The 22,340-nt window shown below is 70.8% G+C and carries 20 protein-coding genes, 1 pseudogene and 1 riboswitch; of the genes and pseudogenes, 9 read left to right on the top strand and 12 right to left on the bottom strand.

Translation table 11 applies throughout. The features are described 5' to 3' along the window. Positions 1–106: 106 nt before the first annotated feature. Together AMK26_RS04685 and AMK26_RS04680 are read right to left on the bottom strand one after the other, a co-directional pair. Complete coding sequence (locus tag AMK26_RS04685) at positions 107–1,471, bottom strand: NYN domain-containing protein (protein ID WP_073752175.1); 1,365 nt, start codon at positions 1,469–1,471, stop codon at positions 107–109. 54 nt (positions 1,472–1,525) lie between these two features. Next, entirely contained in the window at positions 1,526–1,768 is a 243-nt protein-coding gene (locus AMK26_RS04680; RefSeq protein ID WP_073752173.1) for a hypothetical protein, read from the bottom strand. Positions 1,769–1,919: 151 nt separating this feature from the next. Here AMK26_RS04680 and AMK26_RS04675 point away from each other — a divergent pair, with 151 nt between their 5' ends. The 7 genes and pseudogenes from AMK26_RS04675 to AMK26_RS04645 all read left to right on the top strand — a co-directional run. Continuing rightward, a complete protein-coding gene (locus tag AMK26_RS04675) occupies positions 1,920–2,618 on the top strand; it encodes a rhomboid family intramembrane serine protease (protein WP_073752172.1) in 699 nt (232 codons plus the stop codon). Beyond that, positions 2,615–2,896: an Lrp/AsnC family transcriptional regulator gene (locus AMK26_RS04670; protein WP_073752170.1), complete on the top strand. Its 282-nt coding sequence runs from the start codon at positions 2,615–2,617 to the stop codon at positions 2,894–2,896. The genes AMK26_RS04675 and AMK26_RS04670 overlap by 4 nt, the downstream gene beginning before the upstream one ends. Before the next feature lie 308 nt (positions 2,897–3,204). After that, positions 3,205–3,615, top strand: a complete 411-nt coding sequence (locus tag AMK26_RS04665) for a hypothetical protein (protein ID WP_073752168.1) — start codon at positions 3,205–3,207, stop codon at positions 3,613–3,615. Beyond that, a complete protein-coding gene (locus AMK26_RS04660) occupies positions 3,578–5,026 on the top strand; it encodes a sensor histidine kinase (protein WP_073752166.1) in 1,449 nt (482 codons plus the stop codon). Before AMK26_RS04665 ends, AMK26_RS04660 begins: the two co-directional genes overlap by 38 nt. Then, a complete protein-coding gene (locus tag AMK26_RS04655) occupies positions 5,023–5,682 on the top strand; it encodes a response regulator transcription factor (RefSeq protein ID WP_073752164.1) in 660 nt (219 codons plus the stop codon). Before AMK26_RS04660 ends, AMK26_RS04655 begins: the two co-directional genes overlap by 4 nt. Positions 5,683–5,743: 61 nt before the next feature. Then, positions 5,744–7,174, top strand: a complete 1,431-nt coding sequence (locus AMK26_RS04650; RefSeq protein WP_073753032.1) for an SLC13 family permease — start codon at positions 5,744–5,746, stop codon at positions 7,172–7,174. Continuing rightward, a pseudogene (locus AMK26_RS04645) lies at positions 7,171–8,346 on the top strand (glycerate kinase family protein); the annotation flags it as partial. The gene AMK26_RS04650 and the pseudogene AMK26_RS04645, both read left to right, overlap by 4 nt. On the opposite strand, the gene AMK26_RS04640 reads toward AMK26_RS04645, so the two are convergent. From AMK26_RS04640 to ctaE, 6 genes are all read right to left on the bottom strand, one after another. Beyond that, positions 8,330–9,688, bottom strand: coding sequence for an aminotransferase class V-fold PLP-dependent enzyme (locus AMK26_RS04640; RefSeq protein WP_073752160.1), 1,359 nt, complete (start codon positions 9,686–9,688; stop codon positions 8,330–8,332). The pseudogene AMK26_RS04645 and the gene AMK26_RS04640 overlap by 17 nt on opposite strands. 186 nt (positions 9,689–9,874) lie before the next feature. Continuing rightward, a riboswitch (SAM riboswitch) is annotated at positions 9,875–9,992 on the bottom strand. A 97-nt stretch (positions 9,993–10,089) separates the two neighbouring features. Continuing rightward, a complete protein-coding gene (trpD, locus tag AMK26_RS04635; protein ID WP_073752158.1) occupies positions 10,090–11,154 on the bottom strand; it encodes an anthranilate phosphoribosyltransferase in 1,065 nt (354 codons plus the stop codon). Positions 11,155–11,301: 147 nt separating this feature from the next. After that, positions 11,302–12,933 carry a cytochrome bc1 complex cytochrome b subunit gene (gene qcrB / locus AMK26_RS04630; RefSeq protein WP_073752156.1) on the bottom strand — a complete coding sequence of 544 codons (1,632 nt, stop codon included), beginning with the start codon at positions 12,931–12,933 and terminating at the stop codon, positions 11,302–11,304. Further along, positions 12,930–13,982, bottom strand: a complete 1,053-nt coding sequence (gene qcrA / locus AMK26_RS04625) for a cytochrome bc1 complex Rieske iron-sulfur subunit (RefSeq protein ID WP_073752154.1) — start codon at positions 13,980–13,982, stop codon at positions 12,930–12,932. The genes qcrB and qcrA overlap by 4 nt, the downstream gene beginning before the upstream one ends. Beyond that, complete coding sequence (qcrC, locus tag AMK26_RS04620; protein ID WP_073752152.1) at positions 13,979–14,788, bottom strand: cytochrome bc1 complex diheme cytochrome c subunit; 810 nt, start codon at positions 14,786–14,788, stop codon at positions 13,979–13,981. Before qcrC ends, qcrA begins: the two co-directional genes overlap by 4 nt. Before the next feature lie 77 nt (positions 14,789–14,865). Further along, entirely contained in the window at positions 14,866–15,486 is a 621-nt protein-coding gene (gene ctaE, locus AMK26_RS04615; protein ID WP_073752150.1) for an aa3-type cytochrome oxidase subunit III, read from the bottom strand. Between the two features lie 198 nt (positions 15,487–15,684). Between ctaE and AMK26_RS04610 the strand changes: the two genes are divergently transcribed. Then, positions 15,685–16,086 (top strand): response regulator transcription factor, encoded by a 402-nt coding sequence (locus AMK26_RS04610; protein ID WP_073752148.1) that lies wholly within the window; start codon positions 15,685–15,687, stop codon positions 16,084–16,086. A gap of 31 nt (positions 16,087–16,117) precedes the next feature. Here AMK26_RS04610 and AMK26_RS04605 read toward each other — a convergent pair whose 3' ends face one another. The 4 genes from AMK26_RS04605 to ctaC form a co-directional block, all read right to left on the bottom strand. After that, a complete protein-coding gene (locus tag AMK26_RS04605; RefSeq protein ID WP_073752146.1) occupies positions 16,118–17,359 on the bottom strand; it encodes a L,D-transpeptidase in 1,242 nt (413 codons plus the stop codon). Positions 17,360–17,483: 124 nt separating this feature from the next. Beyond that, the gene (locus AMK26_RS04600; RefSeq protein WP_073752144.1) at positions 17,484–17,882 is read right to left on the bottom strand and encodes a cytochrome c oxidase subunit 4; all 399 of its coding nucleotides are present in this window, start codon (positions 17,880–17,882) and stop codon (positions 17,484–17,486) included. Continuing rightward, complete coding sequence (gene ctaD / locus AMK26_RS04595) at positions 17,879–19,627, bottom strand: aa3-type cytochrome oxidase subunit I (protein ID WP_073752142.1); 1,749 nt, start codon at positions 19,625–19,627, stop codon at positions 17,879–17,881. Before ctaD ends, AMK26_RS04600 begins: the two co-directional genes overlap by 4 nt. Continuing rightward, positions 19,624–20,589: an aa3-type cytochrome oxidase subunit II gene (ctaC, locus tag AMK26_RS04590; RefSeq protein ID WP_073752140.1), complete on the bottom strand. Its 966-nt coding sequence runs from the start codon at positions 20,587–20,589 to the stop codon at positions 19,624–19,626. The genes ctaD and ctaC overlap by 4 nt, the downstream gene beginning before the upstream one ends. A 320-nt stretch (positions 20,590–20,909) precedes the next feature. Here ctaC and AMK26_RS04585 point away from each other — a divergent pair, with 320 nt between their 5' ends. Beyond that, complete coding sequence (locus tag AMK26_RS04585; protein ID WP_073752138.1) at positions 20,910–22,289, top strand: cysteine desulfurase/sulfurtransferase TusA family protein; 1,380 nt, start codon at positions 20,910–20,912, stop codon at positions 22,287–22,289. Positions 22,290–22,340 lie beyond the last annotated feature (51 nt).

The raw sequence follows: 22,340 nt of genomic DNA, 5'->3' as shown, positions 1-22,340 counted from the left end.
AATCTCGCTCAGGAGCCACATTCTTTGCACACAGTCCACGCTGCGTCATGGGCACTTGACGGTACGTTTCCCGAAATCGGGCATTACGCCCAGGAGTTATGGAGCGTTACGAGAGGCGCGAAAGCCGCTTCAGCAACAAGGCCGACGCGACGGGCCTGGCGCCCGACTTCGCGACGCCGTCGGCGACTTCCCGGTCGGTGGAGACCACGACGACCGGCCGGCCCGGCGGCTCCGCCCGTACCAGCTGGCGGATCAGCTCGTCCGCCGTCACGCCCGGCTTGGAGAACAGCACCCGCACCCCGCGCGGCGGCGCGAGCAGCACCGGAGCGGCCAGTTCCGCGCCGTCGAAGACACAGGTGACCTCGGCGCCCGTGCGGGCCGCCAGCGCCGACAGGCCGCCGAGCAGCCGCAGCCGCTGCTTCTCCAGCGGCATGGTCGGATAACCGGTCTTGGTGACGTTGTAGCCGTCCACGACCAGATGGGCCTGCGGCAGCGCCAGCAACTGGTCCAGCAGCGCCGGGTCGGTCTCCGACAGGGCGCGGGCGGCGATGTCCTTGGGCGACATCCGGCCCGGCTCCACCGCGTCGACGGTGTCCGCCGGGTGTACGGAGACGGGCGGCAGGGCCAGCTCGCGGCGCAGCCCCTGGGCCGACTCCAGGACGGTGTCCAGCAGCAGCCGCAGCCGCATGTCCTCCACGGAGCGGCCCTCGCGGGCGGCCCGGCGGCTGGCCTCCAGCGCGGCCTCCGCCTCACTGAGGCGGGCCTTGAGGCGCCGTGCCTCGCTCTCCGCGGCGGAGACCTGAGCGGCCGCCTCGGCGCGTACGGTGTCGATGTCGGCCTGACTGCGGCGCAGGGCCGCCTCGCCGCGCTTCACATCGCTCTGGGCGCTGCGCAGCTTGCGCTGAAGCGATTCGGCTTCCTTGCGCGACGCGTCCAGCTCCGTACGCAGCCGCTCGGTCTCGGCCTTGGTCTGCGCGCGGGCCTCGGCCAGCTCGGCGCGCAGCCGCTCCAGCTCCCGCCGGCCGGCCTCGTCGGCACGTTCGGCATCGGCGCGCTGGGCCTCCTCGCCGGCGGCGGCGACCAGCTTGACCCAGCCGGCGGGGCGCAGCACATAGGCCGCCGCGGCCACGTCCACCGGGTCGGCGGCGGCCGGGGGCGAACCGGACTCGACCGCGCCGGCCAGCTCCGGCTGCCGCTCCTTGAGCCGCTCGCCGATCCGCTGCCGGAACAGCGCGTCGCCCTCCAGCGCGGCCGCCATCGCGTTGCCCGCGAACCTGGCCCGGCGGGACGGGGTGAACCGGGCGTACTGGCGCAGCTGCGCGGGCAGTTCCGCGACCGTCAGGCCGCCGAAGGCGTCGGAGACGAGCGCGACGACCCGGCGCCGTACCCCTTCGGGCAGCGGGCGGTCGAGCGCCTCGGCGGCGTCACCGGCCGCATCGGCCGGCTCAGCGCCGCTGGCGGGCTGCTCCACGATTCGTCACCCCACTACCCGTCCGTCTTGGCCCGCCGGGCCGCTCCCGGTTCCTCAGGAAGCGGTGCCCGGCCTGTCCACCAGCTCGATCTGGTCCACCGCGTTGCACCAGCGGCAGCGGACCGACTCGATGGTCTCACTGACCACCTCGCGCTCCTCCACCCTGGGCTCGCCCGCGAGGTCCAGATGGACGTACTCCACGACCTTCGACGACCGTGTGACGTCGAAACGCGTCAGATTGCCGCAGAGCGTGCAGCGCCAGCGGGTCGTCGCGGTCGGCAGGGGAACCGTCGTCATCGTTCCGTCCTCTTCCATGGTGCCGGGTGCGGGAGCCGCGGTGCGCCGTCGAACTGCGGGTGTACGTCCCGTAACCCTACGGCCTCGCGGGTACCCCCGTGCGCGGCGAGGCACCCTGTCCCGCTCCCTCCGTTTACGTCATGATCTGTCCATGATCGCCTGGCGCGGACCGAACGTGACATACGCCGTGATCGGCGCCTGCTTCCTGATCTTCCTGATCAGTCCGGTGTCGGGGCTGAACCCCTCCTACGGCACGGGCGACGCGCTGCTCGCCGCCCAGAGCGCGTACTTCCGCCGCTGGGGCATCGTCCCCACCGAGCTGCTGAGCGGCTCCCCGCACGCCCTGCTCACCCCGCTGACCGCCCTCTTCGTCAGCGGCAGTTGGCTGCACCTGCTCGGCAACATGCTGTTTCTGTACGTGTTCGGCGCGATGGCCGAGGAGCGGCTCGGGCACCTGGAGTTCGCCCTCTTCTACACGGGCTCCGGCTGCCTCGCCCTCCTCGCGTACGCGGCGGCCCACGCGCACTCGGACCAGACCCTGGTGGGGGCGTCGGGGGCGATCTCCGGGGTGCTCGGCGCGTTCCTCTACCTCTTCCCGAGGGCACGGGTCACCAGCCTCTTCCCGTTCCTCTTCTTCCTGCCGCTGCGCTTCCCCGCCTGGATCGTGCTGATCTTCTGGTTCGTCCTGCAGTGGCTGGCCGCCCGGGGCGCCGACAGCGGCCCCGGCGTCGCGTACCTGGCGCACGTGGTGGGCTTCTGCCTGGGGTTCCTGTACGCGTGGGTGCGCTTCGGCCGGGGGGCTAGAGTGAAGGCCCACCCAGCGGCCACCGAGGGAGAAGGACAGCCGTGATCACCGCGATCGTGCTCATCAAGACCAGCGTGGACCGCATCCCCGAGATCGCCGAGTCGATCGCCGCGCTGGAGAACGTCAGCGAGGTCTTCTCCGTCACGGGTACGTACGACCTGATCGCCATGGTCCGCGTGGCCCGGCACGACGACCTGGCGGACGTCATCCCCGGCCGGATCAGCAAGATCCCGGGCGTCGAGGCGACGGACACGCACGTGGCGTTCCGCACGTACTCCCAGCACGACCTGGAAGCCGCGTTCGCGATCGGCCTCGACGCGTAACGCCTCCCGGCGGGGCCACGTTCCGTGGCGGCCCACGCCCGGCGCCCGGCCGGGCATCACCCGGACGGATGACGTCTTCGTGTACGGACGCGCACGGGGGCGGCCGGGCGCGGACGCGTGCCGTTGAGGCCGCTCCGGGGATCGTGTCCTGGGCTCTCCCTCGCAAGCTCGGTCGTTTTACGCCCAGAACACGACCCGCTGCGCGTCCCCTTCGGGGCGGGACCACGTACAAGAACCACTGCGGTTTATGAAGGAGCCTTCATCCGGCGCTCATTCAGGGGTGCGTGCGCCGCGACCAGGATGGGTGCATGGCCTTCTCCCAACGCATGGCGACGCTCGCCGCGGTCGTCGCCATCCCGCTCGGCATCGCCGCGACCAGCTACACGCTGACCGATACGCCCGAGGCGCCCAAGGTGCCGCCCGAGGTGGAGCTGGGCACGACCACGCCCCGGCCGGCCGGGAGTACGGGGTCGAGCGCGGAGCCGAGCCGGACGCCGGGCACGGGCACGGGCACGAGCACGAGCACGGACACGAGTACGGGCCCCGGCAGGACGCCCACCGGCGTGCCCATGCCGAGTGCGACGCCGCCCCGGACGCCGAACGGCACGCCGCCCGCGCCGCGGACCCTGCCCACCGACACCGTCGTGCCGGGGCCGCCGGCCACCGCGGGGGACGACGACGATGACGACCTCGGTGACGACGCCGGTGACGAGAGCTGACCGCCGCGTCTCGGCCCGCGTACGGATCCTGCTGTGGCTGCTACTGGTCATGGCCGTGGCGCTGGTCGCCGTCGCGATGACGACCCGGTCCATCCTGCTGCGCGACGTGGACCACCGGATCAGCCAGCTGCTGACCCAGGAGACCCGCGAGTTCGCCAACTTCGTCGAGCAGGGCGTGGACCCGGACACGGGCGCCGAGTTCACCGAACCGCGCCGCCTGCTGGAGGTGTTCCTCCAGCGCCAGTACTCCGACCCCGACGAGGAGTTGCTCGGCCTGACCCGGGGGCCCGAAGGCGTCCCCGCCGTGCTGCGGCAGCCGCGGGACACCAGCGGCGCCGCCCTGCACCGCGACCGGGACGCGCTCGCCCGGATCTTCGCCTCACCCGCCCGCTCCGGCACCCTGGACCGCCCGCAGGGCGAGGTGCGGTGGGCCAAGGTGCCCATCCACCCGGCGGGGCGCGCCGCGCCGGGCGCCTTCGTCGTGGCGTTCCACGCGGACAACGAGCAGGCCATCGCCGCCGAGGCGTTCCGTACCCAGCTCGCCATCTCGGGGGTGGCGCTGCTGATGACCACCGGCATCGGCTGGGCCGTCGCGGGCCGCATCCTCGCCCCCGTACGCCTGGTGCGCCGGGCCGCCGCGCAGCTCACCGAGCAGGACCTGACCCGGCGCATCCCGGTGCAGGGCCGGGACGACATCGCGCTGCTCGCCGAGACGTTCAACGCGATGCTGGACCGGCTGGAGCGGGCCTTCGCGGCGCAGCGCCAGTTCGTCGACGACGCCGGACACGAGCTGCGTACGCCCATCACGATCGTGCGCGGCCATCTGGAGCTGATGGGTGACGACCCGGCCGAGCAGGCGGAGACGATCCGGCTGGTCACCGACGAGCTGGACCGGATGAGCCGGATCGTGGAGGACCTGCTGCTCCTCGCCAAGGCCGAGCGCCCCGACTTCGTCACGCCCGAGCCGGTCCAGCTGGGCGAGCTGACCGCCGACGTGTTCGTGAAGGCGCGGGCGCTGGGCGAGCGCGAGTGGGTCCTGGACGGGGTTGCCGACCGGGAGGCCGAGCTGGACCCGCAGCGCATCACGCAGGCGATGGTCCAGCTGGCGCAGAACGCCGTCCAGCACACCGTGCCGGGCCAGCGGATAAGGATCGGTTCCCGCGAGCTCGACGGGCGGATCGAGCTGTACGTCGCCGACACCGGTCCCGGCGTGCGGCCCGAGGACGCCGCCGTGATCTTCGAACGGTTCCGGCGGGGCGCGGCCCGGCGCGGCACCCGTGCGGGCGGTGGCGCCGGCCTCGGGCTGTCCATCGTGAAGGCCATCGCCGAGGGCCACCGCGGCCGCGTGGAGCTGTGCGCGACGGAGGGCGGCGGCGCCACCTTCGTACTCGTACTGGAGGAGGACGAGTGAACCGGATTCTGATTGCGGAGGACGAGGAGCGGATCGCCTCCTTCGTCGAGAAGGGGCTGCGCGCCAACGCCTTCACCACCGCTGTCGCGGCCGACGGCGACACCGCGCTCGACTACGCCGTCACCGGCGGCTTCGACCTGATGGTGCTGGACATCGGCCTGCCGGGTCGGGACGGTTTCACCGTGCTGCGGGAGCTGCGCGAGGCCCGGGTGACGCTCCCGGTGATCGTGCTGACGGCACGCGATTCGGTACGGGACACGGTGGCCGGCCTGGAGGGCGGCGCGGACGACTGGATGACCAAGCCGTTCCGCTTCGAGGAGCTGCTGGCGCGGGTGCGGCTCCGGCTGCGCACCGCCGCCCGCGCGCCCGAGGTGACGGTCCTGCGCAGCGGCGACCTGAGCCTGGACCTGCGTACGCGCCGGGCCCGTGCGGAGCAGCGCACAGTGGACCTGACGGCTCGTGAGTTCGTGCTGCTGGAGCTCTTCCTGCGCCATCCCGGGCAGGTGTTGTCGCGGGAGCAGATCCTGTCCCACGTATGGGGGTACGACTTCGACCCCGGCTCGAACATCGTGGACGTGTACGTACGGAATCTGCGGAAGAAGCTGGGCGCGCGGCGACTTGAGACGGTACGCGGTATGGGGTACCGCCTGCCCTAGATGAGTTTTCCTTCACAGAGCGCTCATGGGGGACTCACGGCCCGTGCCCAGACTGATCACCGTGACCCTCTCCCCCAGCCGGGCGGCATGGCTCGGCGGTGCGCTCGGGGTGTGCGCGCTGCTGGCCCTGCCGTCCCGGTTCCCCGGCCTCGGTGGCGAGGCGCGGCTGACCCTGGCGGTGTTCGTGCTCGCCACCGTCTCCTGGATCGCCACCCCCGTCGACGACACGTACATCGCGCTGGGCGCGGGCCTCGCGCTCACCGCGACGGGGGTGATCAGCAGTGAGACCCTGTTCGCCACGCTCGGCGACGAGACGATCTGGCTGCTGATCTGCGCGTTCGTCCTGGCGGCCGCGGTCACCCGGACGGGGCTCGCGGGGCGGGCGGCGGCGTTCCTCGTCAGCGGCGCCCGGACGGTCCGTCAGCTGGTGCACCTGACCACCGCCGCGCTCGTCGTCACGTCGTTCGCCGTCCCGGCCACCTCGGGGCGGGCCGCGCTGGCGCTGCCGGTGTTCCTGGCGCTGGCCAAGGTTCTGGCGGGCCGTGAGCGACTGGTGGTGATGCTGGCGCTGCTGTTCCCCACGGTGGTGCTGCTGTCGGCCGTGGCCACGCTGATCGGCGCGGGCGCGCATCTGATCACCGTCAATGTGCTGTGGGAGCAGACCGGGCAGCGGCTGGGCTTCGTGCAGTGGCTGCTGCTCGGCCTGCCGCTCGCGATCGTGTCGTCGCATCTGGCCGCCGAGGCCGTGCTGTTCACCACCACCTCGCGGGCCGACCGTCGCGGCCCGGTGCACATCACCCCCGCCGACATCGAGGCGCACTCCCCCATGCCCGTCACGGGGCCGCTGACCACCGCCGAGGCGCGCTGCGCGCTGCTGCTGGCGACGGTGGTGGTGCTGTGGTGCAGCGAGCCGCTGCACCGGGTGTCCCCGGCCGTGGTGGCGCTGATCGGCGCGGTGGTGGCGGCGTCGCCGGCGCTGGGGACGGTACGGCTCAAGGACGGGCTGAAGACCGTGCCGTGGCCGCTGCTGCTGTTCATGGCGGCGACGATGGCGATGGGCGTGGCCCTCGCCGACTCGGGCGCCGCGAAGTGGCTGGTGGCCGGGCTGCCGGTGCACGCGCCGCCGTGGCTCTTCCTCACCGTCGTCGTGGTCGTCAGCACGGCGGCGCACCTGGTGCTCCAGTCCCGCTCGGCCCGCTCGTCGGTGCTCGTGCCGCTGGTTGTCGTGGCGGCGGCCGCGGCGGGGGTCAACCCGGTCGCCGCCGCGCTCGCCTCGACGGCGGCGGCGGGCTTCTGCCACACCCTGCCCGCGTCGGCCAAGCCGGTCGCCCTCTTCTCCGACGTCCCCGACGGCGTGCCCACCTACACCCCGCGCGACCTGCTGCGGCTGTCGGCGGTGCTCGCGCCGCTCACGGCGGGCCTGGTCCTGCTGTTCGCCCTGACCGTCTGGCCGCTGCTCGGCGTGCCCGTCCTCCTGGAGACCCGCCCATGAGCCACCCGTCCCCCTCGTACCCCTCGTACCGCATCGCCGTCGCGCCCAGCGGCTTCAAGGAGTCGCTGTCCGCACGGCAGGCCGCCGAGGCCATCGCCGAGGGGGTGCGGCGTGTCCTGCCGGACGCCGAGCTGGACCTGATCCCGCTGGTCGACGGAGGTGAGGGTACGGCGGAGGCGCTGGCCGCCGCGACGGGCGGGCGGCTGGTGTCCCGGGTGGCCACCGGCCCGCTGGGCGATCCGGTCGACACGCACTTCGCGCTCCTCGGGGACGGCTCGGCGGTGGTGGAGATGGCCGCCGTGGCCGGGCTGGCCCTGGTGCCGCGGGGCCGCCGGGACCCGGGCGCCACGACCACGTACGGCGTCGGCGAGCTGATCCGCGCCGCCCTGGACGCGGGCGCCCGGCGCGTCCTGGTGGGCTGCGGCGACTCCGGTACGTCGGACGGGGGCGCCGGCGCGCTCCAGGCGCTGGGCGTCCGGCTGCTGGACGCGGGCGGCGGCGAACTGCCCTACGGGGGCGGGGCGTTGTCCCGGCTGGCGGGCGTCGACACGGGCGGGCTCGACGCGCGGCTGGCGGAGGCCGAGCTTCTGGTGGCGTGCAACCCGTACAACGTGCTGTGCGGCGAGCGCGGCGTGGCCCGGGTGTTCGGCCCCCAGAAGGGCGCCACCCCGGCCCAGTGCGAGGAGCTGTCGGCCGCCCTGGAGCGCTGGGCGGCCGCGCTGACGACGGCGTTCGCCCCGGCGGTGGACCTGCGCGGGGCGCCCGGCACCGGGGCGTCGGGCGGGCTCGGGGCGGGGCTCGCGGCGGTGGGCGCCCGGCTGCTCCCGCGCTTCGAGGTGCTCCTCGACGGGCTGGACCTGGGTGCCCGGCTGGGCCACGCCGACCTGGTGATCACCGGCGAGGGCGCCCTGGACGCCCAGACCGTGCGCGGCAAGGTCCCGGGGGAGGTGGCCCGGCGGGCGCGGGAGGCGGGCGTCCCGGTCCTCGCGCTGGCCGGGACGCTGGGGCCCGGGGCGCAGGACGCGGGGCTGGACGCCTACGAGTCGATCGCGCCCGGCCCCGTACCGCTGTCGGAGGCCCTGGACCGGGCCGCCGAGCTGCTCGCGGACGCCGCCGAGCGGGCGCTGCGCACGGTCCTGGTGGGCACCCGGCTGGTCAGCCGCGGTCGGGCACACAACGCCCGTCCTCCGTACGGTAGTTCCACCGCGCCCCGTCCCGGACGAGCTCCTTCACGGCCCGAACGAACCGGTCGACGTGCTCGTCCGGCGTCCCCGCCCCGAAGCTGACCCGGATGGCGTTGAGCGCGGTGGTCCCGCCGTCGGGCGCGCCGCACTCGCCGATGTCCTCGCGTTCGCCACCGAGCAGGGTGCGCACCAGCGGGTGGGCGCAGAACAGGCCGTCGCGGACGCCGATGCCGTACTCGGCGGACAGGGCGGCCGCGAAGTGGGAGCTGTTCCAGCCCTTCACGACGAACGAGATGACGCCGACCCGGGGAGCGTCGTCGCCGAACAGCGACAGCACCTTCACCTCGGGCACCTCGGCGAGCCCCTCGCGGACCTTGCCGATCAGGTACTGCTCGCGCGCCACCAGGGTGTCGAACCCGGCCTCGGTGAGCGCCCTGCAGGCGGAGGCGATGGCGTACACGCCGATGACGTTGGGCGAGCCGGCCTCGTGGCGGGCGGCGGTGGTGTGCCACTCGACGTCCACCCCTCCGTCGGCGCGCCGCGCGACCTTCCGGGAGGCGCCGCCGCCGGCCAGGTACGGCTCGGCGTCCTTCAGCCAGTCGGCGCGTCCGGCGAGGACGCCGGAGCCGAACGGGGCGTACAGCTTGTGCCCGGAGAACGCCACCCAGTCGACGTCCAGCTCCCGTACGGAGACGGGGTGGTGGGGGGCGAGCTGCGCGGCGTCCAGGACGATGCGGGCGCCGTGGGCGTGGGCGGCGGCGGCCAGCTCCCGCACGGGCCACAGCTCACCGGTGACGTTGGACGCGCCGGTGACGCAGACCAGGGCGGGGCCGTAGGGGTCCCGGTCGGCGAGCGCCCGTTCCAGCGTCTCGACCGCCTGACCGGGCGTACGGGGCGCGTTGAGGTAGGTGACCCGCGCGTCCCTCCAGGGCAGCAGCGAGGCGTGGTGCTCGGTCTCGAAGACGAACACCTGGCAGCCGGCGGGCAGGGCCCCGGCCAGCAGGTTCAGCGAGTCGGTCGTCGACCGGGTGAAGACCACCTGGTCGCCCTCGCGGCAGTCCAGGAACTCCGACACCGCGGCGCGGCTGTTCTCGAACAGGTCGGTCGACAGCTGCGACAGGTACCCGGCCCCCCGGTGCACGCTGCCGTAGTACGGCGCGTACGCGGCCACGTCGTCCCAGACCCGCTGGAGGGCCGGCGCGCTGGCGGCGTAGTCGAGCGCGGCGTACGTGACCTCGCCCCCGGTGACGAGGGGCACGGTGACGTCCCGTCCCAGGACGGGCAGCGGGGCACAGACGGACCGGTCGGCGGCGATGGTGGTGACGGACATGGCGAACTCCCGTACGAGGCAGGCGAATTCCGGGTGCGCGGACGCGTCGGAGACGTCACGGCGCGGTGCGACGCGAACACCGGAAAAAAGGAAAAAGGGGGTACCGAAGAAGGGGCGATACGCCCTATCGCATTCGCTTGCTCACGAGACTGCTCCCTTGAGGACCAGGACCCCAGGGTGTGCAGGGGTCCGCGCTTGCCGCAGACCTCGCTGCCTGCGACCTGGTCTTCACCCGGGGCACCCCGCCACGGACGGAGGGTTGCCGGACAGCGGGCCGGGGCCGTAGTCGCTGTCACTCATGACCTTGAAAGGCATCTTGCCATACGTCTCGGCATGCGCAAGGCGCAGTCCGGTTCCTGAGATGAGAGGGGCCGGACCGCGCCTTGCGTCACACCCACGTCCTACCGGTGGCTGGCCTCCACCCACCGCTCCAGCACCGCCCGTGCCGCGCCGGAGTCGATCGCCTCGGCCGCCTTCGCCATGCCCGCCCGGATCCCGTCGGCCAGCGGCGCGTCCGACGGTTCCAGGGCCACGAGCGCCGCCGCCGCGTTGAGCAGCACCGCGTCCCGTACCGGCCCGGTCTCACCGGCCAGCAGCCGGCGCGCCACGTCAGCGTTGTACGAGGCGTCCGCGCCGCGCAGCGCTTCCACCGGCACCAGGTCGATGCCCACGTCCCGGGGGTCGAACGCCTCCTCGCGCACCGCGCCGTCCCGGACGACCCAGACCTTCGAGGTGGCCGTGGTGGTCAGCTCGTCCAGTCCGTCGTCGCCGCGGAACACCAGGGCGGAGGAGCCGCGCTCGGCGAGCACCCCGGCCATGATCGGTGCCATCCGCGCGTCGGCGACGCCGGTGGCCTGGGCCTTCACCCGCGCGGGATTGGTGAGCGGTCCGAGGAAGTTGAACGTGGTGCGGATGCCGAGCTCCTTGCGGGCCGCCGCCACATGGCGCAGCGCCGGGTGGAACCTCACCGCGAAGCAGAAGGTGATGCCCGCCTCCTCGGCGACCTCGGCGACCCGCCGGGGCGTGAGGTCCAGGTTGACGCCGAGCTTCTCCAGCACGTCGGAGGAGCCGGAGGCGGAGGACGCGGCGCGGTTGCCGTGCTTGACGACCTTGGCGCCCGTACCGGCGACGACGATCGCCGACATGGTGGAGATGTTGACGGTCTTGGCGCCGTCGCCGCCGGTGCCGACGAGGTCGACGGTCGGGCCGGGCACCTCGATGAGGTTGGCGTGCGCGTACATGGCGCGGACGAGGCCGGTGATCTCCTCGACGGTCTCGCCCTTCGCCCGCAGCGCGACCGCGAAGCCGGCGATCTGGGCGTCGGTGGCCTCGCCTCGCATGATGTGGTCCATCGCCCACGCCGTGTCGTCGGCGCTCCGGTCGCGGCCCTCCAGCAGAGCGTTCAGCACCTCGGGCCAGGAACGACCCGCCGAGCTAGGGCCTCCAGCGGGTTGCACAGCGCTCATGGTCGCTCCTGGTGTCCGTACGTACAGGGATGACCACAGCCTATCGAGACGGCGGGACGGCAAAGAGCCCCGTCCGGTGAATGGACGGGGCTCGATGCGGTGTGGCGACCTTCTGGGCCCCCGGGGCGAAGCCCCGGGGGAAGGTGATCAGTGGTGGCCGTGGCCGCTCGTGATCTCCTTGTACTCCTCGACGGTGGCCTTGGGGATCTGGTTCCCCTCGGCGAAGTAGCCCTTGCTGAGCTTGGCGCGGAGCCGCTGCATGCGCGACGGCTTGCGCTCGACGCCGTTCTCGTCGACCGTCGGGCCGATCTCGGCCGGCGCGTACTGCTCGTGCGCGGTGAGCGCGTGCAGCTGGGCCTGGCTGAGCGGCTCGTGGATCTCGACGAACTCGCCGTGCGGCAGGCGCTTGATGATGCCGGACTCACGGCCGTGCAGCACCTTGTCGCGGTCGCGCCGCTGCAGACCCAGGCAGATCCGCTTGGTGACGATGAACGCGATGACCGGGCCGAGGAAGAAGAAGATCCGGACGAACCAGGTGATCGAGTTGATCGACATGTGGAAGTGGGTGGCGAAGATGTCGTTGCCACCACCGATCAGCATGACCATGTAGGCGGTCACCCAGGCGACACCGAGGGCGGTCCGGGTGGGCGCGTTGCGCGGCCGGTCCAGCAGGTGGTGTTCGCGCTTGTCGCCGGTGATCCAGGCCTCGATGAACGGGTAGACCGCGATCGCGATGAGCATCACGCCGAAGAGGACCAGCGGGATGAACACGCCCAGGACCAGCGTGTGACCCCACAGGTTGATCTCCCAGCCCGGCATCACACGGATCAGGCCCTCGGCGAAGCCCATGTACCAGTCGGGCTGGGCGCCGGTGGACACCTGGTCCGGACGGTACGGGCCGAGGGCCCAGACCGGGTTGATCGTGAACAGGCCGGCGATGATCGCGATGACACCGAAGACCAGGAAGAAGAAGCCTCCGGCCTTGGCCATGTAGACCGGCAGCAGCGGCATGCCGACGACGTTCTTGTTCGTCCGGCCGGGGCCGGGGAACTGCGTGTGCTTGTGGTAGAAGACCAGGATCAGGTGCGCCACCACGAGGCCGAGCATGATGCCCGGCAGCAGCAGGATGTGGATCGAGTAGAACCGCGCCACCATGTCGTGGCCGGGGAACTCGCCGCCGAACAGGAACATCGAGATGTACGTGCCGACGATCGGCGTGGCCAGGATCGCGCCCTGCGTGAAGCGGACACCGGTGCCGGAGAGCAGGTCGTCCGGGAGCGAGTAGCCGGTGAAGCCGGTGAACATGCCGAGGACGAACAGCAGGAAGCCGAACAGCCAGTTGATCTCACGCGGCTTGCGGAACGCGCCGGTGAAGAAGACGCGCATCATGTGCACGAACATGCCGGCGATGAAGATCAGCGCGGCCCAGTGGTGGATCTGCCGGATGAGCAGACCACCGCGGACGTCGAAGCTGATGTCGAGCGTCGAGGCGTACGCCTCGGTCATGCGGATGCCCTGCATCGGCACGTACGAGCCGTGATACTCGATCTCGTTCATGCTCGGGTGGAAGAACAGCGTCAGATACACACCCGTGAGGATGATGATGATGAAGCTGTAGAGGCAGATCTCACCGAGCATGAAGGACCAGTGGTCCGGGAAGATCTTCCGCATATTGGCCTTGGCCAGGCCGTAGATCCCCAGCCGGCCATCCGCCCAGTCGGCCACCCGCTCGCCGGCGGGCGCCTTCCGCTTACTGTCTGTTGCGGTCGTGGTGCTCATCCGCGCTCCCAGAATGCAGGGCCGACGGGCTCGTCGAAGTCGCCGAGCGCCTCGAGGAAGCCCTTGTCGTTCACGCCGATCCGCAGCTGCGGGAGGGCGTGACCGGCGGGGCCGAAGATGACGCGGGCGCCGTCGGAGAGGTCGAAGGTGGACTGGTGGCACGGGCAGAGGACGTGGTGCGTCTGCTGCTCGTACAGGGAGATCGGGCAGCCCACGTGGGTGCAGATCTTGGAGAAGGCCACGATGCCCTCGTGCGACCACTCGAGCTCGCGCTTGTCCTTGATGTCCTCCGGCTGGATCCGGACGATCATCAGGGCATCCTTGGCGATCTTGTTGTTGAACTCGTGGTCGCTCTCCTCCAGGCCCTCGGGCATGGCGAAGGTGAGCGAGCCGACCGCGACGTCCTCGGGACGCAGCGGCTCGTGCGTGTTCATGTTGATGAGCTGCTTGCCCTTGGCCCACGAGGTGTGGAACAGCTTCTTCTCGGGCAGCGGGCCCAGCTCGCGCAGCAGCACCACGCCGGAGAGCGGCACCATGGCGAGCGCGCCGAGCATGGTGTTGCGGATCAGCGGGCGGCGGCCGATGACCGACTCGCGCGCGCCGTCCGCGAAGTCCGCCATGACCTTGGCCTTGACCTCGGGCGTCGCCTCGATGGCGTGCCGGTCGTCGGCCATCTCCTCGTCGGACATCAGGGTGCGGGCCCAGTGGACCGCGCCCGCGCCGATGCAGAAGAGCGCGAGGCCCAGCGTCAGGCCGAGCGACAGATTGGTCGCGCTGACGTGACCCAGCGGCCAGACGTAGACGATCTTGTCGACCGGGAAGATCACGAAGGAGGCGATGAAGCCGATCGTGGCCAGCATCGACAGCGTGAACAGCAGGGCGACCGTGCGCTCGGAGCGCTTGGCGGCCCGCTCGTCGATGTCCTGGATGCGCGGCTTGTGGGGCGGCAGCCCCGGGTCGGCGAACGGGTTCTCCGCCAGCGCCGTGCCGTGCGTGGTGTCCTGCTCGCTCGGCAGGCTCTCTGCTTCTGAAATCTCGTGGCTACTCATGACTTCTTGGCCTTAGCGGTGTGGGCCGCGACCCAGACGGCGACAGCGATCAGGGAACCCAGACCGAAGATCCATCCGAACAGGCCCTCACTGACGGGGCCGAGACCGCCCAGTGCGAAGCCGCCGGGGGTCGGCGTCTCATCACCGTTGACGGTGTTGATGTACGCGATGATGTCCTTCTTCTCCTTCTCCGGCATCGTGGTGTCGGGGAAGGACGGCATGTTCTGCGGGCCGGTCTGCATGGCCTCGTAGATGTGCTTGTTGCTCACGCCGTCGAGGCTGGGGGCGAACTTGCCGTGCGTCAGGGCACCGCCCTCGCCGGTGAAGTTGTGGCACTGGGCGCAGTTGGTGCGGAACAGGTCGCCACCACGGGCGATGTCCGCGCCTTCCGGGCTGTACTGCTTCTCGGTCGGCGTGATCGGACCGGCGCCGAGGGACGCGACGTACGCGGCGAGCTGGTCGATCTCGGCCTGCGAGTAGATGTTCCTCTTCTTCGGCACCTGGGCGCCGGGCTGCTGCGCCGGCATACGACCGGTGCCGACCTGGAAGTCCACGGCTGCGGAGCCGACGCCGACCAGGCTCGGGCCGTCAGTGGTTCCCTGACCGCCGGTTCCGTGGCAGCTGGCGCAGCCGACGGAGTAGAGCTTCTTGCCCTCCTCGATGGCGAGGGACTGGGCGGTTTCGTCTGCCTGCGCCTTGCCCGCGGGCGCGAACGCGGCGTACAGCCCCCCAGTGGCCGCCAGCGCGAGGAGTAGGACGACGACCGCCGCCAGCGGATGGCGTCGTCGTGCGGAGAGCTTTTTCACGGATTACCCCGGTGTCAGGATCTTCTGCGTCGATGCTTGCTGGATGTGTCGGGTGTACCTGTCGAGGTACGGCCCGATTACTTGATCATGTAGATCGTGGCGAAGAGGCCGATCCAGACGACATCGACGAAGTGCCAGTAGTAGGACACGACGATGGCGGCGGTTGCCTGCTCGTGAGTGAATCTCCGGGCCGCGTACGTACGGCCGAGGACCAGCAGGAAGGCGATGAGACCGCCCGTCACGTGCAGGCCGTGGAAGCCGGTCGTCAGGTAGAACACGGAGCCGTACGGGTCGGACGAGAGCGACAGGCCCTCGTGCTTGACCAGCTCGGTGTACTCGAAGACCTGGCCTCCGATGAAGATCGCACCCATCACGAACGTGATGATGAACCACGCCCGGAGCTTCTTCACATCGCCCCGCTCGGCGGCGAACACGCCGAGCTGACAGGTGAGGGAGGAGAGCACCAGGATCGTGGTGTTGGTCGCCGAGAACGGGAAGTTCAGCAGGTCGGCTTTCTCTGACCAGAACTCGGCACCCGTCACCGATCGCAGGGTGAAGTACATCGCGAAGAGGGCCGCGAAGAACATCAGCTCGGAACTCAGCCAGATGATGGTTCCGACGCTGGTGAGGTTCGGCCGATTGACCGACGGGTGCGCGTGCCCGGTTTCTACTGTCGTTGCTGTCGCCACGACCGACATTATGTCGGTCGCTTATCCCGCCCTCACTCCGGGGGGTGCCGTTCGGTGTGTTGGTGCACTCTGTCCAGCCCGAACGGCCCAGCGCGGCGACCGTCGAAGACATGTCCGAACCGGTGTGGAGCGGGGGTGGACAGGAGTAGCATCCGGCCCATCGGTACCTGCCTTCCTGCCCATGCCGCCGACGTACTCGGAGGAACAATGCAGTCGAGCGCCACCGTCCTGGTCTACAGCGACGACGCCAACACCCGCGCACAGGTGCGGCTGGCGGCCGGCCGCAGGCCCGCGCCCGACGTTCCGCCGGTCGAGTACATCGAGTGCGCGACGCTCCCGGCCGTGCTGGACCAGCTGGACCAGGGCGGCATCGACGTCTGCGTCCTGGACGGCGAGGCGGTGCCGGCGGGCGGTATGGGGGTGTGCCGGCAGATCAAGGACGAGGTCTTCCGCTGCCCGCCCGTGCTCCTGCTCATCGGCCGCCCCCAGGACGCCTGGCTGGCGACCTGGAGCCGCGCGGACGCCGCGGTGACCCTCCCGGTCGACCCGGTGGAGCTTGCGGACTCCCTGGCGGCGCTGCTGCGCAGCCGCCTGGCTGTGGAGGCGTGAGCCTCCCGGCCGGCGCGAGGCGGGTGGGCCCTCAGAAGAGGGGCCGGAGGCGGACCTGTTCGGTGCGGGGGGCGTCGGCGCGGGCGGCGCTGCCCGCCTGCCACTTGTCCCAGGGCAGGTTCCAGTCGCCGAAGCCGTTGCCGAAGTGGTCCATCTCCTTGCCGGCGCTGTTGATGACCTGGACGAGGTCGCCGGGGCGGACGTTCTCGTAGAACCAGGCGGCGTTGCTGGTGGACATGCCGGTGCAGCCGTGGCTGACGTTGGCGTACCCCTGCGAGCCGACGGACCAGGGCGCGGCGTGGACGTATTCGCCGCTCCATGTCACCCGGGTGGCGTAGTAGACGGGTAGGTCGTACGACTCACTGCTGCCCGCCGCGATGCCGACGGTGGTGCTGCGCATCCGTACGAAGTACTCCTTGCCGAGCACCACTTTGATGCCGTTACGGGTGGAGAAGCCCGGTTTTCCGGTGGTCACCGGAATGGTGTTGATCACCTTTCCGTTGCGCTTGACCACCATGTGGTGGCTGGCCGCGTCGGTGATGGCCTCGACGCGGTCGCCGATGCTGAGGTTCAGGGGCTTGGCGGAACCGCCGTAGAGGTCGCCCGTGACCTTCACGCCCGCGAGGTTGCCCGCGACGGTGACGGACGCGCCGACGGGCCAGTACTCCTTCGGGCGATAGTGCAGCTTCTTGTCGTCGACCCAGTACCAGGAGCCCGTGACGGCGGGCGTGGAGCGGACCTTGAGGGAGCGTTCGACGGCGGCGCGGCCCTCCCTGGTGGTGACCGGGGCGCTGAGTTCCGCCGTGAGGGGCTGCCCGACGCCGTACTTGCCCGCCTCCGGGCCGAATTTCACGTTCAGGAGCCGTTTGGCGGGCGCGGTCTCGAAAGTCAGCGTACGGGCGCCAGGAGCGCCCTTGCGGTCCTCCGTGGCGACCCTGACGGTGTAGCGGGTGCCGGCCACCAGAGGGGCCGTGGAGCGCCAGCGGCTGCCGTCGGCGGAGAGTTCGCCCGCGAGGTAGTGGCCGGCCGTGTCGACGGCCGTGACGTCCGTGATGCGGCCGTCCTTGCCCTTGGCGGTGACTTCGAGGGGCTTGTCGAGAGCCGCCTTGGCGGTGCCGGACGGGGTGTTGAACCCCACCTGGCGGGCCGCGTCGTACGGCTCCGCCGACAGGGGATGGCCGTCCGGGCCGCCGCACGCGGTCGCGCTCGCGCCGGTGACGGCGACCAGCAGGATGCAGCTTATGGCGGTGCGCATGCGGGGCGTGTTGCTCATAACCACACCGTAGGAAGGTATGCCCACAGCGGCACGCGGGATGACTCCGAACGGATGACAACGAACGAGGGGCCCGGCAACCTCCGTACGGAGGTTGCCGGGCCCCTGCGTCCGAGCGACGGACCTACTGGTTCTGGTTCTCGCCCCGGTAGTACTCGAAGACCCATCCCCACAGACCGATCAGGATCAGCGGGGCGGAGAAGTACAGGAGCCACCAGCCGAGCGCGATGGCCAGGAAGGCGAACGCACCACCGATCGCCAGGGAGAGCGGCTGCCAGCTGTGCGGCGAGAAGAAGCCGACCTCACCGGCCTCGTCCGCGACGTCGGCCTCCTTGTCGTCCTGGGCCATGGCGTCCACTCGCCGGGCCGTGAAGGCCAGGTAGTAGCCGATCATGATCGCCAGGCCGAAGGCCAGGAACAGCGCCGTCGTACCGGCCGGCTCCTTCGACCACACGCCATAGAGGATCGCCATGGCGAGGATGAAGATGCTCAGCCAGATGAACATCTTGCCCTGGATCTTCACTTGCCGACCTCCTTGCCACCGAACAGCGCGGTGTCCTTCTGCCCGTGGTTCTCGAGCTGGCCGACAGCGGCGATCTCAGGGTGATGCAGGTCGAAGGCCGGGGATTCCGAACGGATGCGCGGCAGCGTGAGGAAGTTGTGCCGCGGCGGCGGGCAGGAGGTCGCCCACTCCAGCGAACGGCCGTAGCCCCACGGGTCGTCGACCTCGACCTTCTTGCCGTACTTGGCGGTCTTCCAGACGTTGTAGAAGAACGGCAGGATCGACATGCCCAGCAGGAACGAGGCGATCGTGGAGATCGTGTTCAGCAGGGTGAAGCCGTCGGCGGCGAGGTAGTCCGCGTAACGGCGCGGCATGCCCTCGGCACCGAGCCAGTGCTGCACCAGGAACGTGCCGTGGAAGCCGATGAACAGCGTCCAGAACGTGATCTTGCCGAGGCGCTCGTCCAGCATCTTGCCCGTGAACTTCGGCCACCAGAAGTGGAACCCGGCGAACATCGCGAAGACCACGGTGCCGAAGACGACGTAGTGGAAGTGCGCGACGACGAAGTACGAGTCGGAGACGTGGAAGTCCATCGGGGGCGAGGCCAGGATGACGCCGGTCAGACCACCGAAGGTGAAGGTGACCAGGAAGCCGATCGTCCAGAGCATCGGTGTCTCGAAGGACAGTGAGCCCTTCCACATGGTGCCGATCCAGTTGAAGAACTTCACACCGGTCGGTACCGCGATCAGGAAGGTCATGAAGGAGAAGAACGGCAGCAGCACACCGCCTGTGACGTACATGTGGTGGGCCCACACCGTCACGGACAGACCGGCGATCGCGATGGTCGCGGCGATCAGACCGATGTAGCCGAACATCGGCTTGCGGCTGAAGACCGGGATGATCTCCGAGACGATGCCGAAGAACGGCAGGGCGATGATGTACACCTCTGGGTGGCCGAAGAACCAGAAGAGGTGCTGCCACAGCAGCGGTCCGCCGAAGGCCGCGTCGAAGATGTGGGCGCCGAACTTGCGGTCGGCCTCCAGCGCGAAGAGCGCGGCGGCCAGCACCGGGAAGGCGAGCAGGACCAGCACACCGGTCAGCAGCACGTTCCACGTGAAGATCGGCATCCGGAACATCGTCATGCCAGGGGCGCGCATGCAGATGATCGTGGTGATGAAGTTGACCGAGCCGAGGATCGTGCCGAAGCCGGAGAAGGCCAGACCCATGATCCACATGTCGGCGCCGACACCCGGCGAGCGGACCGCGTCCGACAGCGGGGCGTAGGCGAACCAGCCGAAGTCGGCCGCACCCTGGGGGGTGAGGAAGCCGGCCACCGCGATGATCGAGCCGAAGAGGTACAGCCAGTACGCGAACATGTTCAGCCGCGGGAACGCCACGTCGGGCGCGCCGATCTGCAGCGGCATGATCCAGTTGGCGAATCCGGCGAACAGCGGCGTCGCGAACATCAGCAGCATGATCGTGCCGTGCATCGTGAACGCCTGGTTGAACTGCTCGTTCGACATGATCTGCGTACCCGGACGGGCCAGCTCGGCGCGCATGAAGAGCGCCAGCAGACCGCCGATGCAGAAGAAGGCGAACGACGTGACCAGGTAGAGCGTGCCGATCGTCTTGTGGTCGGTGGTGGTCAGCCACTTCACGACCACACCACCGGGCTGCCTGCGCCGCACGGGCAGTTCGTTCTCGTACGGCTCACGCGAGCCGTCGGCTGCCGTGGCGGCACCCTGAGGTTCGTTGAGGATGCTCACAGTTGGTTGCTCTCCGAGTTCCTGGCCGAGTCGGTGATCTCCATGCCCGCCGGGATGTAACCCGTCTGACCCTTCTCGGCCAGCTCCTTCAGGTGCTGCTGGTAGCGCTCCGGAGAGACCACCTTGACGTTGAAGAGCATCCGGGAGTGGTCGACGCCGCACAGCTCGGCGCACTTGCCCTTGAAGGTGCCCTCCTCCGTCGCGGTCACCTCGAAGACGTTCACGTTGTGACCGGGGAAGACGTCCTGCTTGAACAGGAAGGGGACCACCCAGAACGAGTGGATGACGTCACGGGAGGTCAGGATGAACCGGACCTTCTCGCCCTTCGGCAGCCACAGGGTCGGGCCGGGGTTGCCGTTCTGCGGATTCCGCGTGCCCGGGATGCCGTAGTCGTAGACGCCCTCGGCCCCCTGGGGGAACTCCTTCTGGTACTTGTCAGGAATGACGGCGAGTTCCTTGGCGGGCGCGGTGCCCGTGTCGGCCTTGCCGTCGACGTTCTCGATGTAGTTGAAGCCCCAGCTCCACTGGTAGCCGACCACGCTGATGGTGTGGGCCGGCTTGTTGGAGAGAGCCAGGAGCTTCGACTCGTCGCGCGCGGTGAAGTAGAAGAGCACCGAGACGATGATGAGCGGGGTCACCGTGTACAGCGCCTCGATGGGCATGTTGTACCGGGTCTGCGGAGGAACCTCGACCTTGGTGCGGCTGCGCCGGTGGAAGATGACGCTCCACAGGATCAGGCCCCAGACGAGGACGCCCGTGACGAGCGCAGCCGCCCACGAGCCCTGCCACAGGGAGAGGATCCGGGGAGCCTCCTCCGTCACTGGGGTGGGCATTCCAAGGCGGGGAAAGTCCTTGTATGTGCAACCGGTGGCGGTCGCCAGGATCAGGCCCGCAGTCAGCACCTGCGGCAGCTTCCGCCGCATCGGGCGCCGCGACGAGCGGTCGGAGCCGTTGGGACTCACGTAGCGCCTTCCCGAGAGTCTCGCCCGCGCGGTCGGCTGCGGCCGTCACGCTGGTCGGTCGCCGGCCCTGACGCGGGCAGGGGTTTGGATGTTTATGCGGACCAAACCCTACTGGACGCTATTTGGGGTCGCGCGGGGAGGGTGCCCAACGCGCCGCAGGGCCCCTCTTTCGGGGAAGCGGGCCCGATTCCACGGGGCAAGCGGGCCCGGTTCCTGGGCACCTGTTCGACGTGCCGGCGGCCCCGGTGGGCTCGGGGACCCTGCCCGGGAAGGGCTGGCGCGGCGGAGTTGGCGGGGCGCCGCGGAGTTAGCGTGGAGGCGTGCCCTACTTCGATGCCGCTTCCTCCGCCCCCCTCCACCCGGTCGCCCGCCAGGCCCTGCAGGCCTCGCTGGACGAGGGGTGGGCCGATCCCGCCCGGCTGTACCGGGAGGGGAGGCGGGCGCGGTTGCTGCTGGACGCGGCGCGGGAGGCGGCCGCGGAGGCGGTGGGGTGCCGTCCCGACGAGCTCGTGTTCACCCCCTCGGGGACGCGGGCGGTGCACACCGGGGTCGCCGGGGCGCTCGCCGGGCGCCGGCGGGTGGGGCGGCATCTGGCCGTGTCGGCGGTGGAGCACTCGTCCGTGCTCCACGCGGCGGCCGCGCACGAGGCGGACGGCGGGGCGGTGACCGAGGTGCCGGTGGACCGCGCCGGGCGGGTGGCGCCGGACGCGTACGCCGCCGCGCTGCGGGACGACACGGCGCTCGCCTGCCTCCAGTCGGCCAACCACGAGGTGGGCACCGAGCAGCCGGTGGCCGATGTGGCCCGGGCGTGCCGGGAGGCGGGGGTGCCGCTGCTGGTGGACGCCGCGCAGTCGCTGCCCTGGGGGCCGGTGGAGGGCGATTGGTCACTGCTCACGGCAAGTGCCCATAAATGGGGCGGCCCCGCGGGGGTCGGGCTGCTGGTGGTGCGCAAGGGTGTGCGGTTCGCGCCCCAAGGCCCGGCGGACGAGCGTGAGTCGGGCCGGGCGGCCGGGTTCGAGAACATCCCGGGGATCGTGGCCGCGGCCGCCTCGCTGCGGGCGGTGCGCGCCGAGGCCGAGGCGGAGGCCGGGCGGCTGCGGGAGCTGGTGGAGCGGATCCGGGGCCGGGTGCCACGGCTGGTGCCGGACGTGGAGGTGGTCGGCGATCCGGTGCGACGGCTGCCCCATCTGGTGACGTTCTCGTGTCTCTATGTCGACGGGGAGGCTCTGCTGCACGAGTTGGACCGGTCCGGTTTCTCCGTTTCCTCCGGTTCGTCGTGTACGAGTTCCACGCTGACGCCCAGCCATGTCCTGCGCGCCATGGGCGTGCTGTCGGAGGGCAACGTCCGGGTGTCGCTGCCGTTCGGCACGGCGGAGGCGGACGTGGACCGGTTCCTGGAGGTGCTGCCGGGCGTGGTGGCCGGGATCCGCGAGCGGTTCGGCGCGCCGGCCGCCATGCCCGCGACCGGGGGCGGTGAGTCCCTGGTGGTGGACGCGCTCGGCAGGCGGTGCCCGATCCCGGTGATCGAGCTGGCCAAGGTCTTCGGCGACGTCCCGGTCGGCGGCACCGTGACGGTCCTCTCCGACGACGAGGCGGCCCGCCTCGACATCCCGGCGTGGTGCGAGATGCGCGGCCAGGAGTACGTCGGCGACCGCCCGGCGGACCGGGGCACGGCGTACGTGGTGCGCCGCCTGACCTGACACGACCCGCCCTCGCCCCGGCGGGGTGCGCCGCGGGGCCCGGGTGGAGGG

The sequence above is a fragment of the Streptomyces sp. CB03234 genome (genome assembly GCF_001905885.1).
Lineage (GTDB): Bacteria > Actinomycetota > Actinomycetes > Streptomycetales > Streptomycetaceae > Streptomyces.
This window is presented reverse-complemented; position numbering and strand designations above follow the sequence as displayed.

What these genes read in the sequence shown, in the direction of transcription:
- AMK26_RS04680 (WP_073752173.1), bottom strand. Translation starts at nt 1,768, where the DNA reads ATGACGACGGTTCCCCTGCCGACCGCGACGACCCGCTGGCGCTGCACG.
- AMK26_RS04675 (WP_073752172.1), top strand. Translation starts at nt 1,920, where the DNA reads ATGATCGCCTGGCGCGGACCGAACGTGACATACGCCGTGATCGGCGCC.
- AMK26_RS04665 (WP_073752168.1), top strand. Translation starts at nt 3,205, where the DNA reads ATGGCCTTCTCCCAACGCATGGCGACGCTCGCCGCGGTCGTCGCCATC.
- AMK26_RS04660 (WP_073752166.1), top strand. Translation starts at nt 3,578, where the DNA reads ATGACGACCTCGGTGACGACGCCGGTGACGAGAGCTGACCGCCGCGTC.
- AMK26_RS04640 (WP_073752160.1), bottom strand. Translation starts at nt 9,688, where the DNA reads ATGTCCGTCACCACCATCGCCGCCGACCGGTCCGTCTGTGCCCCGCTG.
- trpD (WP_073752158.1), bottom strand. Translation starts at nt 11,154, where the DNA reads ATGAGCGCTGTGCAACCCGCTGGAGGCCCTAGCTCGGCGGGTCGTTCC.
- qcrB (WP_073752156.1), bottom strand. Translation starts at nt 12,933, where the DNA reads ATGAGCACCACGACCGCAACAGACAGTAAGCGGAAGGCGCCCGCCGGC.
- qcrA (WP_073752154.1), bottom strand. Translation starts at nt 13,982, where the DNA reads ATGAGTAGCCACGAGATTTCAGAAGCAGAGAGCCTGCCGAGCGAGCAG.
- ctaE (WP_073752150.1), bottom strand. Translation starts at nt 15,486, where the DNA reads ATGTCGGTCGTGGCGACAGCAACGACAGTAGAAACCGGGCACGCGCAC.
- AMK26_RS04610 (WP_073752148.1), top strand. Translation starts at nt 15,685, where the DNA reads ATGCAGTCGAGCGCCACCGTCCTGGTCTACAGCGACGACGCCAACACC.
- AMK26_RS04605 (WP_073752146.1), bottom strand. Translation starts at nt 17,359, where the DNA reads ATGAGCAACACGCCCCGCATGCGCACCGCCATAAGCTGCATCCTGCTG.